A 15911-nucleotide genomic window follows, 5' to 3' on the forward strand; every position below is an offset into this window, starting at 1 on the left:
GATCCCGCCCGGTCATGCTCCTCCGACACGGGTCCGGGCCAGAGCCACGAGCTCCGTGAGGTCCGGGTCGGGGAGGGCGTCGGCGGGCCACCAGCGCACGTCGAGCGACTCGTCGGAGACCACGGCCTCGGCGCCCGGCGCCGCGACGGCGACGAACCGGACGTCGAGGTGGTGCACGGGCCGGTCGGGGTCGCCGGTGCCCGGCCGGCAGAACGGTACGACGTGCTCGTCCAGGTGCACGGCCACCGGGTCCACGGTCAGCGCGAGGCCCGACTCCTCGCGTGCCTCGCGCTGCGCCGCACCCGCCAGCGTGCGGTCCCCGGGTTCCAGGTGCCCGCCGAGCTGGAACCACCGCTGGGCCTTGGCGTGGAGGGTGAGCAGCACGTGGGCGCCGTCGTGGGAGAGCACGACGGCCGACGCCGTCAGGTGGTCCGGCACCGACTCCCGGAGCACCCCGGCGCCCGGGTGCGTCGCGGGGTCGTGGGCCTCGAGGTGGCGCACGTACCGGACGCGGAGCCGTTCCTGCTCAGGCGTCGGCGCCGGCCAGCCGCGCAGCGCCTGCAGCGCGTCGGCACGCAGGGCGTCGCCGGGCACGACCGGACCAAGCACGACCGGACCAAGCACGACCGGACCAAGCACGACCGGGCCAAGCACGGCCGGGTCAGGTACGGCCGGGCCAGGTACAGCCGGGCCGCCGTGCACGGGTGCCTCCGTCACGTCAGTTCCGCCGCAGCACCGGGTTGGACAGCACGCCGAGCCCCTCGACCTCGCACTCGACGCGGTCGCCGTGGTCGATGGTGCCGACGCCCGCGGGCGTGCCGGTGAGGATGACGTCGCCGGGCAGCAGGGTCATCGCCTCGGAGATGTAGGACACGAGGAACGGCACGTCGAACACCATGTCGCGGGTGCGGCCGTCCTGGCGCAGGTCGCCGTTGACGCGCGAGCGCACCCCGACGTCCTCCGGGTTCACGTCGGTGTCGATCCAGGGTCCCAGCGGGCACGACGTGTCGAAGCCCTTGGCCCGGGCCCACTGTCCGTCGGTGCGCTGGGCGTCCCGCGCGGTGACGTCGTTCGCGACGGTGTAGCCCAGCACGTAGGACGGCGCGTTCTCGGGCGTGACGTCCTTGCACACCTTGGAGATGACGACGGCGAGCTCGGCCTCGTAGGAGACCTCCTGCGTGAAGTCGGGCAGGACGATCGGGTCGTCCGGTCCGACGACCGCCGTGTTGGGCTTGAAGAACAGCAGCGGCGTGCTCGGCACGTCGTTGCCCAGCTCCTTGGCGTGGTCCACGTAGTTGCGGCCCACGCACACCACCTTGGAGCGCGGGATCACCGGGGCGAGCAGCCGGACGCCGTCGCCCAGCTCGATGCGCTCGCCGGTCGGCATGGCCGGCATGTAGAGGGGGTCGCCACCCAGCACGGCGAGGAAGGTCTTGCTGCCCTCCTGCTGGACGAGGGCGAAGCGGGGGTCGTCTCCGGTGGTGAATCTCGCGATACGCACGGGCTCAGGGTATGCCGACGCCACGGTGGGCGGCGCGCACGCGGTGCTCAGGGGCACCTCAGGGATGGTTCAGGGCCTCGGCCCAGGTGATCCCCGATGCCCGGGACCCGTGCCGGTCCCTAGCGTGTCGCACGAGACGCCCGGCCGTGGCGGCGGGGCACCGACGAGGGGCTCGTGACGATGATCGACCGGACCAGGACGCGACGACCGGCGGGCGTGCGCGGCGTGCTCGTGACGGCGGCGGTGGCCGTGCTCGCGGTGGCACCCGCGCTCCCGGCGGGGGCGACCGTCCCGGCCGCGGCCACCAGCCGCGCGGATGCCCTCACCTCGAACGACGAGGCGGTCGACCGGGCGGTGGACGACGGTCTCGACGAGTACGTCCGGGTTCACCGGACCCCGGGCCTGGCGCTGGTGACCCTCGTGGGCGGCGAGGTCCGGGTCCGCGTGCACGGCGTGACCGGGGACGGCGCACCTGTCGACGAGAACACGCCGATGCGCATCGGCTCGATGACCAAGGCGTTCACGGCGCTGGCCGTGCTGCAGCAGGTCGACGCGGGCCGGCTGGCGCTCGACGACGCGGTCGCCGAGGTGCTCCCGGAGCTGCGCCTGGCCGACGAGCGCTACCGCGACATCACGGTGGAGCACCTGCTCACCCACCGGTCGGGCCTGGCCGCGACGGACCTGGAGTACTCGGCCGACCCGGCGCGCAGCGCCGCCGAGACCGTCGCCCGGCTGTCCGGCGAGGAGCTGGCGAGCGACCCCGGCACGGTCACCCTGTACAGCAACGCGGGCTATGACGTGCTGGCGCGCCTCGTGGAGCGGACGGCAGGCGTCGCCTTCGACGAGTACCTGGCCGAGCAGGTACTGACGCCGCTCGGCATGGACGCCACCCTGGTCACGAGCCGGTGCGACGTGTCGCCCGCCGGCCTCGCCCGGGGTTTCTCGCTCCTGGGCCCCGTGCGGGTCGCCGTGCCGGAGCTGCCGCAGGCCTGCACGGGCAGCGGCGGCATCGTGTCCACCGCGCACGACATGGCGGCCTGGCTGCGGTTCCAGGTCGGGGACGGCACGACCCCGGACGGCGAGCGCCTGCTGCGCCCGGAGAGCTTTCGTGCCTTCCACGACGTGCCCACGGACCCCGCCGGCTACGGGTTCGGCTGGCACGGCACGGCGTCCGACGGGGAGACCGCCCCGCTCGTCGGGCACGGCGGCACGCTCGCGACGTTCGCGTCCGGCATCGAGTTCTCCCCCGTGACGGGCACCGGCGCCGTCGTGCTCGCGAACGCGGCCGGGGACCCGATGGCGCTGACGCACGACGCGATCGTGGCGGCCGACGGCGGCACGCCCCGCGGCACCACGAACCCGTTCGACCCGTTCAACGCGGTGGTCGTCGGCATCGCCGCGCTGGTCCTGGTGGCCGGGGCCGTGGTGGTCGGGCGCGCCCGTCGCTGGGCCGCACGCCGTTCCCTGACGTCACGGGGCAGGATCACACTGCGACTGCTCCCGCTGGCGCTGTTCCTCCTGCTCGGCCTGGCGCTGCCGTGGCTCGGGGCAACGCTCATGGGCCTGACGGATCCCGCCGCGGCGTACCGGGTCGTGCTCTGGCTCTACCCCGCCGTCGTGCTGCTCGGCGCGGCGATCGCGCTTGCCGCGGGCGCCGGGCTGCTCGCCCGGCTCGCACGGCTGCGGGCCGCACGGCGTGGCACCGCACCGCACAGCACCGCCCGGCCCGACGACACCGGGGTCAGGCCCGCGCCAGCACCTCGCCGTTGAGCACCGCGAACCAGCCGTCCGGGGCGGCGGCCCACTCCCGCCAGCCCTGGGCGAGCTGTTCGAGGGCGACGTCGTCCGCGAGCGCCGAGTCCTTGGCCTGGACGGCGAAGTTCGACTCGGTGCACCGCTCGGCCCACAGGCCGCCCCACCAGGTGCGGTCGTCGGGGGTGGCGTAGCACCAGACGCTGGCGCCGGGTTCGATCGTGGCGGGGTCGAAGCCGGCGTCGCGCACCCAGGAGGCGAGGCGGCGTCCGGCGTCGGGCTCGAAGCCGTAGGTGTGCGTGACCTCGTGGTAGAGCATGTTCCACTCGGTGAGCTCCGGGGACTGGGGGTACCAGGCCATCGCGGCGTAGTCGGCGTCGCGGACGGCGACGAACCCGCCGGGCTTGGCGACGCGCCTCATCTCGCGCAGGGCCGCCACCGGGTCGGAGAGGTGCTGCAGGAGCTGGTGGGCGAACACGACGTCGAACGAGTCGTCCTCGAAGGGGAGCTCGTAGGCGTTGGCGTGCTCGAAGGTGATGTTCTTCGTGCCGTGGGCGTCGGCGAGCCCGCGGGCCGACTCCAGCACGTCGTCGGACGCGTCGACGCCGACGACGCTGCCCTGGGTGAGGCGTTCCGCGAGGTCGACGGTGACGGTGCCGGGGCCGCAGCCCACGTCGAGCAGCGTCATGTCGGACAGGAGGTGCGGCAGCAGGAACGCGGCGGAGTTGGCCGCCGTCCGCCGTCGGTGGGAACGCAGCACGGACTCGTGGTGCCCGTGGGTGTAGGACTCGGACTCCTTGGTCAGGTCCTTCACCGCGCCGGGGTTGTTCTGGTCCTGGCCGCTGAGGCGGGACAGGCTGCTCGGCGCGTCCACGGCGTCGATGGGGTCGGTCCCGGCGGGCTGGTCGGCGCCGCGCGCGGCGTCCGGGGCCGGGCCGGGGACGGGCTCGCTCGTGGTGCCGCCGTACGGGTGGCGGGGCGTGTCGCTGCGGGCCGAGTGGTACTCGTTGGCGCTGCCGGTCATGGCGGCACTGTATGTGCGGGGTGCGGGCGCGCACACCTGCGTTCTCATCCCTCGGGACGGCTGTCCGCCGGCCGGGCGGGCGGCGTGGCCGCGCGCGCCGCGGACGACGACGCGGAAGGATGCCCGCATGTCCACGATCGCTCAGCCGTCCGACCGGTCTGCCGCGACCCCGGTCCGGGCCTCGCACCCGGGGCGCCGCCCGCTCGACCGGGTGGGCCGCAACCTGCTCGGCGGGCCGGACCGGGTGACCGGGGCGGACCTTGCCCGGGGCATCGCGGTGCTCGGCATGTTCGCAGCGCACGTCGGCATCACCTCGGCGGACCTCGGTACTCCGGAGGGCTGGCTGGGCCTGGCGCACGGTCGCTCCTCGATCCTGTTCGCGACCGTCGCGGGCCTGTCCCTGGCGCTGGTCACCGGTGGTTCGGCGCCGCTGGCGGGCACGGCGCTGCGCACCGCTCGCGGCCGGATCCTGGTGCGGGTCGTGCTGCTGCTGGCGCTGGTCGCCGTGCTGGACCTGTTCGGCACGCGGGTGCTGCTCATCCTCGGCTTCTACGCCGCGTACTTCGTGCTGGCGCTGCCCTTCCTGCGGGTACCACCCGCGCGGCTCGCGGCGACGGCGGTGCTGATCGCCGTGATCGGGCCGTTCCTCGTGTACTACGGGCCCGAAGCCCTGGCCCGGGCCGGGCTCCGCGCGCCGCACGACGGGTCCGGGGCCGCGACCGACTTCCTCCTCACCGGCCACTACCCGGCGCTGGTCTGGATGGCGTACGTGCTCGCCGGGCTCGCCGTGGGGCGCAGCGACCTGCGGTCGCCCACGCTGCAGCTCGGCCTGGTCGCGGGCGGGTTCGGGCTGGCCGCGATCTGCTCGCTCGCGTCGTCGGTGCTGGTGGCCGGGGCCGGGGGCACGGCCACGATCGAGGGGCAGGTCGCCGTCACGTCGTCCGCGTACGTGACGCCCGCGCCCGGCTGGTCCGACCCGTGGCCGCCGCTGGCCGGCCTCTACCTGGAGGGGCCGCACGACGACACGATGTTCGAGGCCCTGGGATCGGGCGGGTTCGCGCTCGGGGTGCTGGGCCTGTGCCTGCTGCTGGGCCGCGTGGTCGACGGCGGCGCCCGGCCGGGCGGCGCTGAGGGCGCAGGGGGTGCGGGCGGCGCGGGGTGGTTCGGCCGGGCCGCGCGGTGGGTGGTGCTCGTGGTGGTGACGCCGCTGGCCGCCGTCGGCGCGCTGGCGCTGACCATCTACTCCGCGCAGATCATCGCGATCTGGTGGTGGACCCGCACCTACTGGGACCTGCTCGATCCCCCGACGAACGAGCCGCTCGGCTGGATGGTGCTGATCAGCCTCGTGGTGGCGACGCTGTGGCGGGCGCTGCTGGGACGCGGGCCGCTGGAGCGGCTGTTCGCCGCGGTCGCCCGGAAGGTGTTCCCCGGGGGGACGGGTCACTCCGGGTAGACGTTGTCTACGCGGAGTGACCCGTCCCCGCGGGGGACACCGGGTCAGAGAGACCGCCGGACCGCACGCGACGCCCCCGGGTCACGCGTGCGGCCCAGGTCAGAGGTCGACCTGCCCCGCGATGGTGGTCACGGTGTCGCCGCCCACCCACACCGCACCGTCGGGCAGCTTCTCGACGTGCACGCGCCCGGCGCGCCGCAGCACCGTCCCCTGCGCGGCCACGTACGACGCCGGCAGCACGTCACCGGCGAGCCACTGCCCGAGGCCCGCGTTGAGGCTGCCGGTCACGGGGTCCTCCCCGTCCCCGAGCGACGGCGCGAAGGCCCGCACCTCGACGGCGGGGGCGTCGGCCGCCTGCGGGCCGGCGTGGTCACCGTCCCCGACCGGGTACGCACCGACCACGCCGACCTTGAGGTCCCCCATCGCGACGTGGTCCGGTTCGAGCGCGAGCACCGCGGCGGCGTCGCGGAGCTGGACCGCGACCCAGCCGGGGCCGTTGTCGACCCAGGCCGAACGGACGACGTCGGCCGGCTCGATGCGCAGGGCGCGCGCGATCCGGGCGAGGTCGGCGTCGTCGACCGGCCCCGAGCGCGCCAGCGGCGGCGCCGCGAACGCGAGGCGCTGCCCGTCGCCGACCACATCGCGCCGCAGCCGCACCAGGCCCACGCCGCACTCCTGGACCACCTCCGGACCGCCGGGGACGCCGCCGGACTCCAGCCACGCGTGCGCGGTGCCGAGCGTGGGGTGCCCCGCGAACGGCAGCTCGCCGCCCGGGGTCCAGATCCGCACGCGGTAGTCGGCGCCGCCCGCGCGCCCCCCGGGCGTCGGGGCGAGCAGGAACGTGGTCTCGGACAGGTTGGTCCAGCGGGCGAAGGCGGCCATCTGCTCGTCGGTGAGCCCGTCGGCGTCGTGCACGACGGCGACGGGATTACCGCCGACCGGCAGCGGCGAGAAGACGTTGACCTGGTGAAAGGCGCGGTTCATGCGGCTCACGCTACCGACCCGGTCAGGCCGGGAAGATCTCGTCGAGCTCCGCGAGGTCGTCCGCCGTCGGCGTCCACGTCCAGGCCTGGGCGTTGGCACGCACCTGCTCCGGCCGGGTGGCGCCGGCGATCACCGAGGACACCTCGGGCCGGGACAGCAACCACGAGAACGCCACGACCGTCTCGGTGGTCCCGCGCTCCCGGCAGAACGCCGCGAACCGGTCCAGTGCCGCCCACGGCGCCGTCTCCAGCAGGTGCCGCTTCTCGTTCACGAGGCGCGTGCCGTCGGGCCGGGCACCGCCGGAGTACTTGCCCGTCAGCAGGCCGTCGGCCAGGGGGAAGTACGGCAGGAAGCCGATGCCGTACGCCCGCGCGGCCGGCAGCACCTCCCGCTCGACGCCGCGGGCCAGCAGCGAGTACCGGTCCTGCGCGGAGACGAACCGCGTGCCGCCGGCGGCCCGGGCCACGTGCTCGGCGTCCGCCATCTGCCAGCCGGGGAGGTTGGAGTGGCCCACGTAGCGCACCTTGCCGGCGCGGACGAGGTCGTCGAGCGCGGCGAGCGTCTCGTCCACCGGGGTCTGCGGGTCGGGCGTGTGCAGCTGGTAGAGGTCGATCCAGTCCGTGCCGAGCCGGCGCAGCGAGGCCTCCGCGGCCCGCACCACGTACCGCCGCGAGCCGCGCGCCCCGAAGTCGGCGCCGTTCACGCCGCGCATGTCGAGGCCGAACTTCGTGGCCACCAGCACGTCGTCGCGGCGTCCCTTCAGCGCGGCACCGAGCAGCTCCTCCGACAGCCCGGGGCGCGCACCGTAGCGGTCGGCGGTGTCGAAGAAGGTCACGCCCGCGTCGATGGCGGCGTCGACCACGGCGGTCGCGCCCTCCTGCGTGGCGGTGGCGGTGCCGGTACGGCCCAGGTTGTTGCACCCGAGACCGATCACCGGGACGGACAGGCCGGAGCGCCCGAGACGGCGCAGGGGAAGGTCGGACATGGTCGCACCCTACGTCGGCGGGCGGGGCGGACGTCGCCGCCGCCTTACCCTGGAGCGGTGACCACAGTCCTCGGCGAGACGGCCGCTCCCGGTGCGCACGACGCCGTCGCGCACCCGGGCGAGCCGGCGACCACGCGGATGCTGCTGCCCGAGGAGTGGGCGCCGCGGGCCGCCGCGCACGCCGAACGGGCCGACGCCCTCACGGCCGTGTGGCGCGAGGCCCGGGCAGCCGGGCGCAAGCACGCGATCGAGGACTTCCTGTTCACCTACTACCCCACCCGGGTCACGCACCTGCGGCGCTGGCACCCGGGGGCGGGCATCGCCCTGCGGCTGCCGGGCACCCACCCGTCGGCCGACGACGCCGCCGGCCGGGCCGAGACCGACCCGGACGACCGCACGGCCTGGCGCTGGCACACCGTCCTCGACGCCGCACCCGACGCCGCGGCCGTCGTCATGCTCGACGTCGGCGCCTTCCTCGCCGACCGCGGCGACACCGTCCGCTACGTGCGGGACCTGCTGTCGGCGACGGCGTCGCGTCCCGGCACGTTCGGCTGCTTCGGGCTGCACGAGTGGGCGATGGTCTACCGCGACCGCGAGGCGGGTCGCGACCACCGGCACCCGCTGCCGCTCCGGCTGGGCCACGCCGGGACCGACGCCGTGGTCGAGGCGAACCCGGTGCGGTGCTCGCACTTCGACGCGTTCCGGTTCTTCACGCCGGAGGCGACCGGGCGCAACCTGCTGCAGCCGACGCGCGCCACGCAGGTGGGCCTGGAACAGCCGGGCTGCCTGCACGCCACCATGGACCTGTACAAGTGGTGCCTCAAGCTCGGCCCCGCCGTCCCGGGCGACCTGCTGCTCGACGCGTTCGAGCTGGCCCGCGACGTCCGCTGGACCGACATGGCCGCCTCGCCGTACGACGTGTCGGAGTACGGCGTGGCCGCCGTCCCGATCGAGACGCCGCAGGGCAAGGCGGAGTACGTGCGGCGGCAGCGGGCGTTCGCCGAGCGGTCGGCGCTGCTCCGTGCGCGTCTCCTCGACGTCTGCACCACGCTGCTCGCCGCAAGCCCGGCCGGATAGCTCTCCGGACACGGTGCGGGACCGGGCCGCACCCCACGCGGGAGCACCGTCGTCCACGACGCTCCGCATCGATCACGAACCGGCCACGTAGGTACGTAGTTGCCCTACTTGTCCCCTGCCCACGCGGGTTTCTAGCGTCAGAGGGTCCGACCCGAACACTCAGGAGCACTCCAGGAAACATCCAACTTCACACCCGAGGTGAGCCCCATGAGAATCACCGCACCGCGCACATCCGCCACCAGGGTCCTGCTCGGCGTCCTCGCCGTCGTGGCCCTGACCCTGACGGCGCTGGTCGCCGCACCGAGCTCCATGACACCCCGGGCCGAGGCCCACGGCTGGGTGGTCTCGCCGCCGAGCCGCCAGGACCACTGCGCCAAGCGGACCGTGAGCTGGACCTGCAACGGCGTCGAGTGGGAACCGCAGAGCGTGGAGGCCCCCAAGGGCTCGATGCTCTGCTCCGGCGGCAGCCGGTTCACCACCCTCGACAACAGCTCCCTGGCCTGGCCGCGCACCACCATCGGCAGCACCCACACGTTCCAGTGGACGCTGACGGCGTTCCACCGCACGGCGAGCTGGGAGTACTTCGTGGACGGCCGGCTCTTCAAGACGGTGAACGACAACGGGGCCACGCCACCGCCCACCGTCACGCACACGCTGACGGGCCTGCCCGCGGGCAACCACACGATCCTCGCGCGCTGGAACGTGTACGACACCGCGATGGCGTTCTACGCCTGCATGGACGTGAACGTCGGCGGCACCGCGAGCACGGGCGGCCACCTGGCCGCCAGCCCGCTCTGATCCCACCTGCACCCAGCGGCGAGGTCGTGACCCCACGGCCTCGCCGTCGTGCTGCCGGGCGGGTCCCGGATACGGGGAAGCGCGTACGAATTCACCCTCATTGTCAGCAAAGCTGACATTTCCTAGGTTCGATGCCACCGATATTTCACCCGCTCGCCGACGGAGGCATCACCGTGAACCGTGCACGCACCGCAAGCCCGCCCAGCCGTCTCCTGCTGTCCGCGCTCGCCGCCCTCGCGCTCGCGGCGGCGTTCCTCGTCGCCGCGCCCGGCGCCCTCCTGCCGCAGGCGCAGGCGCACGGCTGGATCACCAACCCGCCCAGCCGCGCCGACCACTGCGCCACGGGCACCGTCAGCTTCGACTGCGGCGGCCTGCAGTACGAGCCCCAGAGCGTCGAGGCCCCGAAGGGCTCCATGGAGTGCTCGGGCGGCAGCGGCTTCACCGTCGTCGACGACGACTCGCTCGCCTGGCCCCGCACCACCGTGGGCAGCGAGGTCACGTTCCGCTGGCAGATCACCGCCCGGCACTCGACGTCCACCTGGGAGTACTTCGTGGACGGTCAGCCGTTCAAGACCGTGGACGACGGCGGCGCCCAGCCCGGCGCGACCGTCGAGCACACCCTCAGCGGCCTGCCCGCCGGTGACCACACCGTGTTCGCCCGCTGGAACATCGCCGACACCGTGAACGCGTTCTACCAGTGCGTCGACATCACCGTGGGCGGCGCTGCCGCGGCCGGCCCCGTGGCACCGCAGGGCCTGCCGGGCATCCTGGCCGCACCGGGCGTCCGCAGCGCGGTCTGACGCCGCTCCGACACCCCTCTGACACCGTGGGAGACCACGGGACCGTGTCGGCCGGTGCCCTCGGCCACCACGAACCAGGAGCACTTTTTCACCCGCTCCGTGGGACGATGGTGGGGTGTCGAGCGCACTGGTCGGCATCGGTCCGACTCCCGTCGAGGTACCGCCCGTCGTACACACCCTGGCCGCACGGCTCCGGTCCGGGGCGGCGGTCGTTCCCGTGTGGCGCAACGAGTACGGCGGCCTGACGGTCCGGCTGGGCTCGATCCCGGCCCCGCCCCGCACCACGAGCTCGTACCTCAAGTGGGTCCCGGACGACTCCGCCTGCCCCGACCCTCTCGCCGAGGCCGACCGGCTCGTCTGGGCCAGCTCGTTCACCCGCGTGCCCCACGTGCTCGACGCGGGCCGTGACGCGCACGGCTCCTGGCTGCTCACCGCGGCCGTCGAGGCCGACGGCGACGTCGCGACGTCCGCCGTCGAACCGCGCTGGCGGGCCTACGCCGAGCGGGCGGCGATCGCGATCGGCGTGGGGCTGCGCCGCTTCCACGACGCTCTCCCCACCGACACCTGCCCCTTCGTCCGGACGGCGCGGATGCGTGTCGACGCCCTCACCACGGACGAGACCGCACCCCTCGCCCATGCCGAACGCGCCACGATCAGCGCCGCCCTGGGCGACCCGCCGCCCGTCGACCGGCTGGTGGTGTGCCACGGCGACGCCACCGTGCCGAACACCCTCCTGGACCAGGTCGGCCGGTTCGCCGCCCACGTCGACGTCGGGGACCTGGGCGTGGGCGACCGGTGGTCCGACATCGCGGTCACCACGCGCAGCGTCACCCGGCGCTACGGCGCAGGGCTGGAGCCGCTCGTGCTCGCCGCCTACGGCGTCGCCCCGGACCGCGAGCGCACCACCTACTACCGCGCCCTGTGGGACGCGGAAGAAGCGGTCCGCGCCCGCCGCACGCCCCCCGACCACCAGCCCGCCGGCCGCTAGGCGACCGATGCCGCCCGGTCCGCGCGCCGGGAGTCGTAGACCCGGTGCATGAGCAGCTCGATCGGGCCGCGTGGCCAGCGGCGCAGCCACAGCGGCGCCGCGATCATCAGCACCGCGGAGATGCCCGCCCAGAGCGCCACGACCTGCCAGGTGGCACCGCCGGCGAGCCCGAGACCCCAGTCGTAGCAGAGCACCGACGCGAGCACGTTCTGGAGCACGTAGCAGGACAGCGCCGTCCGCCCCACGGCCTCGACCCCGCGGCGCAGCAGGCCCGGCGCCCGGCCGGCCCGCACGCGCCCTACCAGGGTGGTGCCGAGCGCGAGGATGCCCACCGCGACGAGCGGCGGCACCAGGTAACGGTCCACGAGCACCCAGTCGGGCCCCGCCCACGTGGTCAGGGCGTTGAGCGGCACCCCGGCACCCAGCCCGGCCCACGCGAGCCGGCGGCGCAGGCGCGCACCCTCCGGGGTCGAGGTGAACAGGCCCGCGCGCACGAGGCGGGAGCCCACGACGAACAGCACCAGGGCCGAGGGGACGATGAACAGCAGCTCGATGCGGAAGACGGCGGCGTGCTCCAGCCGCACCAGCACCTGCTCCGGCCAGCTCGCGGTCGACGGGAGGGGCACGGCCCCTGCTTCCCCGGATGCGGGCCCGGCCGTCACCAGGAGCGCGGTGACACCGGCGATCACCAGCACGTAGACGGCGGCCACGGCGGTGCTCCAGGCCCGCACCACCCGGTCGGAACGCCCGATGAGGTAGGCGGCCAGCACGGACGCGATGGCGTACCCCATGAGCACGTCGAACTCGAAGACGAGCACGTAGTGCAGCAGGCCCTCGACGAACAGGATCGCCGCCCGCAGCCCGTACCGGCCCGGCCACCGCAGCCCGCGCCGGACCATGGACCGGTACTGGAGCTCCAGCCCCACGCCGAACAGCAGGGTGAGCAGCCCGAGGAACTTCCCGTTGGACAGTGCCTGCAGCGCCGTCCGGACCGGGTCGTCCGTCACGAACCCGCCGGAGAACAGCGCGGCAGGCCCGCCCGGCATCGTGAACAGCCAGATGTTGCTGGCGAGGGTGCCGAGGATGGCCACCCCGCGCAGGACGTCGAGGGCGGCGATCCGGCCGCCGCCGGGACCGCCCGGCGCAGCGACGGGTGCTGTGCTCGCCGAGTTGCTCGCCGAGGTGCTCGCTGAGGTGTGTGCGGACATGGTCCGACCCTGCCGGTGCCCGGCCCTCGCCCGCGTCGGCCGTCCGGGCGATCTCTGGTCCGCGGCGTACATCCTTTGACGGACCCGCCCCGACGCCGGCCAAGGAGCCGGGGCACCCGCCGCACCGGCACCGCACGACACCGCACGACACGACACCGCCCGGCACCGCCCGGAGCGAAATCAGATCGTGGCCGCACCGCCCGGTCTGCGACGCTGGGCCCATGACGATCCCGACCGAGCCGGTGGCGGTGCCCGATCTCGTCCGTGAGCTCGCCGGTGCCGGTGAGCTCACCCTGGCCTGGCGCAACGAGCTGGGTGGCCTCACGTTCCGCGTCGACCCGCCGGACCCGGCCGAACCCGTCACGTTCGTGAAGTGGTCACCCCGCACGGACCGCGCCCTGACCGAGTGGATCGACCTCGTCGAGGAGGCGGCGCGCATGCGCTGGGCGGAGCCGTGGACCACCGTGCCGCACGTCCTGGAGGCCGGCAGCGACGGCGAGGTGGACTGGCTCGTGACCACCGCCCTCGACGCCCGCTCCGCCGTCGACCCGCGGTGGCTGGCCGAACCCGAGACCGCCGCCCGTGCCATCGGCGTGGGCCTGCGGGCCATGCACGACGCCCTGCCGGTCGACCGGTGCCCGTGGACCTGGAGCATCGAGGACCGGATCGCGGTCGCGGAGGACCGGGCGGCCAGGGGGCACGCGGCCGCCGGCTGGTCGGCCGAGGCCCGTGCCCGCCTGGCGGACGCGCCGGACCACGACCGGCTGGTGGTCTGCCACGGCGACGCCTGCGCTCCCAACACCCTGCTTGCCGACGACGGCACCTGGTTCGGCCACGTCGACCTCGGGTCCCTGGGCGTGGCCGACCGCTGGGCCGACCTCGCGGTCGCGACCTACAGCCTGGGCTGGAACTACGGCCCCGGCTACGACCACCTGGTCTACGAGGGGTACGGCATCGACGAGGACCCCGAGCGTGTCGCCTGGTACCGCATGCTCTGGGACCTGGGATGACGGACGCCGCGACCCTCCTGGTCGTCACGGGGCCGCCCGGCTCGGGCAAGTCGACGGTGTCCGCGGCCCTGGCCGAGCTGTGGGAGCCGAGCGCGCTCGTGGAGGGCGACGCCTTCTTCACGTTCCTGCGCCGCGGCTACGTCTCGCCCTGGCTGCCCGGGTCGCACGCCCAGAACGACACGACGACCCGTGCGGCCGCCGCGGCGGCCGGCACCTTCGCGCGTGGCGGCATCCACGTGGTGTACGACGGCGTGATCGGCCCGTGGTTCCTGCCCGGCTTCGCGGCCCTGACCGGGCTGGCGGCGATCGACTACGTGGTGCTGCTGCCGCCCGTGGAGACCTGCCTGCACCGGGTGGCCACGCGCACCGGGCACGGGTTCACCGACCTGGGGGCCGCCCGGCACATGCACGAGGAGTTCGCCCGGGCCACGGCCCGGATCGCACCGGGCACGGCGCCACCCGCCGACGACGACGCACCCGACGCCACGCCCGACGCCACATCCGCCGGCACCACATCCGCCGGCACCACGCCCGGCGTCGTCCTCACCGACCTCCCGGACGACGTCGCCGGGGTGGCCGAGGCGATCCGCGCCGCCGTGGCGTCCGGGGCGACGCGCTACACCGTGGCGGGCTGACCCGCCCGGTCTGCCTGCCGCGCCCGGTGGGCGGCCTGGGCGTTGCGGTTGCCGCACGTCGTGGAGCAGTAGCGGCGGGACCGGTTCCGGGAGAGGTCCAGGACGATCCCCGCGCAGTCGTCGTCGGCGCAGACGGCGAGGCGGGAGTGCTCGTCCTCGCGGACGACGTCGATCATCGCCATCGCGGTCTCCACCAGGACGCGGGTGGCGAGCGGGGCGTCGGCCGGTACCGCGTGGACGTGCCAGTCCTCCGGCGGGTGGCGCACGAGCCGGGGCACCGCACCGGCGTCGGCCAGCATGTCGTTGACCAGGCCGGCGGCCACGTCCCGGTCGGCCAGCAGGAGCTCGCGCAGGCGCGGCTGGAGGGCCAGGACGTCGCGCAGCTCGGCCTCGGTGCCGTCGTGCCGCCCGGTGTAGCCGTGCCGCGTGAAGAACGCGTCGAGGTCGGCCACCGTCGTGACGGTGACCGGTGGCTCGGCGGCGTTCACGAGCGCGACGGCGGCCTGCAGCGACTCCTCGGTGTCATGAGCGAAAACCACGTTGACACATTACCCCGTCACCCCTAGCGTCAGGACCCATGGGCGCAGTGACACCTGACACCGGCGGGTCGGCAGCGACCGACCCCCTGGCGGCCGGAGCGGGCAGGACCGGAGCGGGCACGATCGGAGCGGGCGCAGCCGGAGCAACCGTGGCCGGAGCAGGCACGACCCCTGCCCGCCGCCTGACGTCCGGGCTGGTGCTCGCGGGGGTCTCCGCCGCGGCGTTCAGCCTCTCCGGGGTGTTCGCCAGCGGGCTGCTCGACACCGGCTGGAGCCCCGGCGCCATGGTCCTGGCGCGCGTGGCGATCGCGGCCCTCGTGGTGCTGCCGCTCGGCATCGTCTCGCTGCGGGGCGACTGGGGACCGGTGCGGCGCAACCTGGGGCTCATCGCGGTCTACGGCGCGGTGTCCGTCGCGGGCTGCCAGTTCGCGTACTTCTCCGCCGTCCAGTACATGCCCGTCGGGCCCGCCCTGCTGATCGAGTACACGGCACCGGCCGCGGTGGTGCTCTGGTTCTGGCTGCGGCACGGCCAGCGCCCGACGGTCGCCACCGTGCTCGGCACGCTCCTGGCCGCCGTCGGGCTGGTGCTCGTGCTGGACCTGGCCACCGGTGCGGGTGCCGGGGCCACCGATCCGGCCGGCGTGGCCTGGGCCCTGGTGGCGATGCTCGGCGTCTCGACGTACTTCGTCATCAACGCGAACGCGGAGACCGGCCTGCCGCCGCTCGCGCTGGCCGCCGGTGGCCTGACGACGGCGACCCTCGCCCTCGGCCTGCTCGGCGCCACGGGCCTGATGCCGCTGGACTACAGCACGGCGGCGCCCGTCTACGCGGGCACGGCCGTGCCGTGGTGGCTGCCCGTGATCGGCCTCGGCGTCGTGACGGCGGCGCTCGCCTACGTGGCCGGCATCGCGGCGGGCCGCCTGCTCGGCCCGCGGCTGTCCTCCTTCGTGGGGCTGTTCGAGGTGGTCGCCGCGATCGGCTTCGCCTGGCTGCTGCTGGGCGAGCTGCCCCGGCCGGTCCAGCTCGTCGGCGGCGTGCTGATCCTCGCGGGGGTGGTGGCGGTCCAGGCGGGCGAGAAGCGCACGCGCGGCGACCGGCCCGCCGGCTGACCGCCGACCTCACCCACCCCCGCACCCGCCTGCAAGAATGGGCGGACC

16 protein-coding genes are annotated in these 15911 nt (G+C 74.7%); 9 read left to right on the top strand and 7 right to left on the bottom strand.

What is annotated here, in order from left to right; translation table 11 throughout:
• Window positions 1–12: 12 nt before the first annotated feature.
• Together ACIBBF_RS06285 and ACIBBF_RS06290 are read right to left on the bottom strand one after the other, a co-directional pair.
• Window positions 13–609 (bottom strand): NUDIX hydrolase, encoded by a 597-nt coding sequence (locus ACIBBF_RS06285; RefSeq protein WP_397411597.1) that lies wholly within the window; start codon window positions 607–609, stop codon window positions 13–15.
• A 109-nt stretch (window positions 610–718) separates the two neighbouring features.
• On the bottom strand, window positions 719–1501 hold the full coding sequence (locus tag ACIBBF_RS06290) for a fumarylacetoacetate hydrolase family protein (protein WP_397411600.1): 783 nt from the start codon (window positions 1499–1501) through the stop codon (window positions 719–721).
• A 180-nt stretch (window positions 1502–1681) separates the two neighbouring features.
• On the opposite strand from ACIBBF_RS06290, the gene ACIBBF_RS06295 reads away from it, so the two are divergent.
• On the top strand, window positions 1682–3271 hold the full coding sequence (locus ACIBBF_RS06295; RefSeq protein WP_397411774.1) for a serine hydrolase domain-containing protein: 1590 nt from the start codon (window positions 1682–1684) through the stop codon (window positions 3269–3271).
• Here the strand turns inward: ACIBBF_RS06295 and ACIBBF_RS06300 are convergent.
• Window positions 3243–4058: a class I SAM-dependent methyltransferase gene (locus ACIBBF_RS06300; RefSeq protein ID WP_397411776.1), complete on the bottom strand. Its 816-nt coding sequence runs from the start codon at window positions 4056–4058 to the stop codon at window positions 3243–3245. The two genes, ACIBBF_RS06295 and ACIBBF_RS06300, sit on opposite strands and share 29 nt — an antisense overlap.
• Window positions 4059–4404: 346 nt before the next feature.
• Here ACIBBF_RS06300 and ACIBBF_RS06305 point away from each other — a divergent pair, with 346 nt between their 5' ends.
• On the top strand, window positions 4405–5730 hold the full coding sequence (locus tag ACIBBF_RS06305) for a heparan-alpha-glucosaminide N-acetyltransferase domain-containing protein (RefSeq protein ID WP_397411603.1): 1326 nt from the start codon (window positions 4405–4407) through the stop codon (window positions 5728–5730).
• Between the two features lie 99 nt (window positions 5731–5829).
• Here the strand turns inward: ACIBBF_RS06305 and ACIBBF_RS06310 are convergent, their stop codons facing one another.
• On the bottom strand, window positions 5830–6714 hold the full coding sequence (locus ACIBBF_RS06310; protein WP_397411606.1) for a PhzF family phenazine biosynthesis protein: 885 nt from the start codon (window positions 6712–6714) through the stop codon (window positions 5830–5832).
• A 22-nt stretch (window positions 6715–6736) separates the two neighbouring features.
• Window positions 6737–7699, bottom strand: a complete 963-nt coding sequence (locus ACIBBF_RS06315) for an aldo/keto reductase (RefSeq protein WP_397411609.1) — start codon at window positions 7697–7699, stop codon at window positions 6737–6739.
• A gap of 57 nt (window positions 7700–7756) precedes the next feature.
• On the opposite strand from ACIBBF_RS06315, the gene ACIBBF_RS06320 reads away from it, so the two are divergent.
• The 4 genes from ACIBBF_RS06320 to ACIBBF_RS06335 all read left to right on the top strand — a co-directional run bounded on the left by ACIBBF_RS06320 (window position 7757) and on the right by ACIBBF_RS06335 (window position 11362).
• A complete protein-coding gene (locus tag ACIBBF_RS06320; RefSeq protein ID WP_397411612.1) occupies window positions 7757–8776 on the top strand; it encodes a 3-methyladenine DNA glycosylase in 1020 nt (339 codons plus the stop codon).
• A 207-nt stretch (window positions 8777–8983) separates the two neighbouring features.
• The gene (locus ACIBBF_RS06325; RefSeq protein ID WP_397411615.1) at window positions 8984–9574 is read left to right on the top strand and encodes a lytic polysaccharide monooxygenase auxiliary activity family 9 protein; all 591 of its coding nucleotides are present in this window, start codon (window positions 8984–8986) and stop codon (window positions 9572–9574) included.
• A gap of 173 nt (window positions 9575–9747) precedes the next feature.
• Window positions 9748–10374, top strand: coding sequence for a lytic polysaccharide monooxygenase auxiliary activity family 9 protein (locus ACIBBF_RS06330; protein WP_397411617.1), 627 nt, complete (start codon window positions 9748–9750; stop codon window positions 10372–10374).
• A gap of 115 nt (window positions 10375–10489) precedes the next feature.
• Window positions 10490–11362, top strand: coding sequence for a phosphotransferase (locus ACIBBF_RS06335; RefSeq protein WP_397411619.1), 873 nt, complete (start codon window positions 10490–10492; stop codon window positions 11360–11362).
• Here ACIBBF_RS06335 and ACIBBF_RS06340 read toward each other — a convergent pair.
• A complete protein-coding gene (locus tag ACIBBF_RS06340) occupies window positions 11359–12570 on the bottom strand; it encodes a DUF418 domain-containing protein (protein ID WP_397411621.1) in 1212 nt (403 codons plus the stop codon). The genes ACIBBF_RS06335 and ACIBBF_RS06340 overlap by 4 nt on opposite strands.
• A 221-nt stretch (window positions 12571–12791) precedes the next feature.
• Between ACIBBF_RS06340 and ACIBBF_RS06345 the strand changes: the two genes are divergently transcribed.
• Together ACIBBF_RS06345 and ACIBBF_RS06350 are read left to right on the top strand one after the other, a co-directional pair.
• Window positions 12792–13580 (top strand): phosphotransferase, encoded by a 789-nt coding sequence (locus ACIBBF_RS06345; RefSeq protein ID WP_397411623.1) that lies wholly within the window; start codon window positions 12792–12794, stop codon window positions 13578–13580.
• Window positions 13577–14215 carry an AAA family ATPase gene (locus ACIBBF_RS06350; RefSeq protein ID WP_397411625.1) on the top strand — a complete coding sequence of 213 codons (639 nt, stop codon included), beginning with the start codon at window positions 13577–13579 and terminating at the stop codon, window positions 14213–14215. The genes ACIBBF_RS06345 and ACIBBF_RS06350 overlap by 4 nt, the downstream gene beginning before the upstream one ends.
• Here ACIBBF_RS06350 and ACIBBF_RS06355 read toward each other — a convergent pair.
• On the bottom strand, window positions 14197–14754 hold the full coding sequence (locus ACIBBF_RS06355) for a CGNR zinc finger domain-containing protein (protein WP_397411627.1): 558 nt from the start codon (window positions 14752–14754) through the stop codon (window positions 14197–14199). The two genes, ACIBBF_RS06350 and ACIBBF_RS06355, sit on opposite strands and share 19 nt — an antisense overlap.
• 38 nt (window positions 14755–14792) lie before the next feature.
• On the opposite strand from ACIBBF_RS06355, the gene ACIBBF_RS06360 reads away from it, so the two are divergent.
• Window positions 14793–15863: an EamA family transporter gene (locus tag ACIBBF_RS06360; protein WP_397411628.1), complete on the top strand. Its 1071-nt coding sequence runs from the start codon at window positions 14793–14795 to the stop codon at window positions 15861–15863.
• The last annotated feature ends 48 nt before the right edge of the window (window positions 15864–15911 follow it).

Source organism: Promicromonospora sp. NPDC050880 (assembly GCF_044456525.1).
Lineage (GTDB): Bacteria > Actinomycetota > Actinomycetes > Actinomycetales > Cellulomonadaceae > Promicromonospora.

Excerpts from the sequence above, each read along its gene's own strand:
- ACIBBF_RS06340 (WP_397411621.1), bottom strand. The coding sequence starts at position 12,570 with ATGTCCGCACACACCTCAGCGAGCACCTCGGCGAGCAACTCGGCGAGC.
- ACIBBF_RS06315 (WP_397411609.1), bottom strand. The coding sequence starts at position 7,699 with ATGTCCGACCTTCCCCTGCGCCGTCTCGGGCGCTCCGGCCTGTCCGTC.
- ACIBBF_RS06310 (WP_397411606.1), bottom strand. The coding sequence starts at position 6,714 with ATGAACCGCGCCTTTCACCAGGTCAACGTCTTCTCGCCGCTGCCGGTC.
- ACIBBF_RS06350 (WP_397411625.1), top strand. The coding sequence starts at position 13,577 with ATGACGGACGCCGCGACCCTCCTGGTCGTCACGGGGCCGCCCGGCTCG.
- ACIBBF_RS06325 (WP_397411615.1), top strand. The coding sequence starts at position 8,984 with ATGAGAATCACCGCACCGCGCACATCCGCCACCAGGGTCCTGCTCGGC.
- ACIBBF_RS06295 (WP_397411774.1), top strand. The coding sequence starts at position 1,682 with ATGATCGACCGGACCAGGACGCGACGACCGGCGGGCGTGCGCGGCGTG.
- ACIBBF_RS06345 (WP_397411623.1), top strand. The coding sequence starts at position 12,792 with ATGACGATCCCGACCGAGCCGGTGGCGGTGCCCGATCTCGTCCGTGAG.
- ACIBBF_RS06360 (WP_397411628.1), top strand. The coding sequence starts at position 14,793 with ATGGGCGCAGTGACACCTGACACCGGCGGGTCGGCAGCGACCGACCCC.
- ACIBBF_RS06305 (WP_397411603.1), top strand. The coding sequence starts at position 4,405 with ATGTCCACGATCGCTCAGCCGTCCGACCGGTCTGCCGCGACCCCGGTC.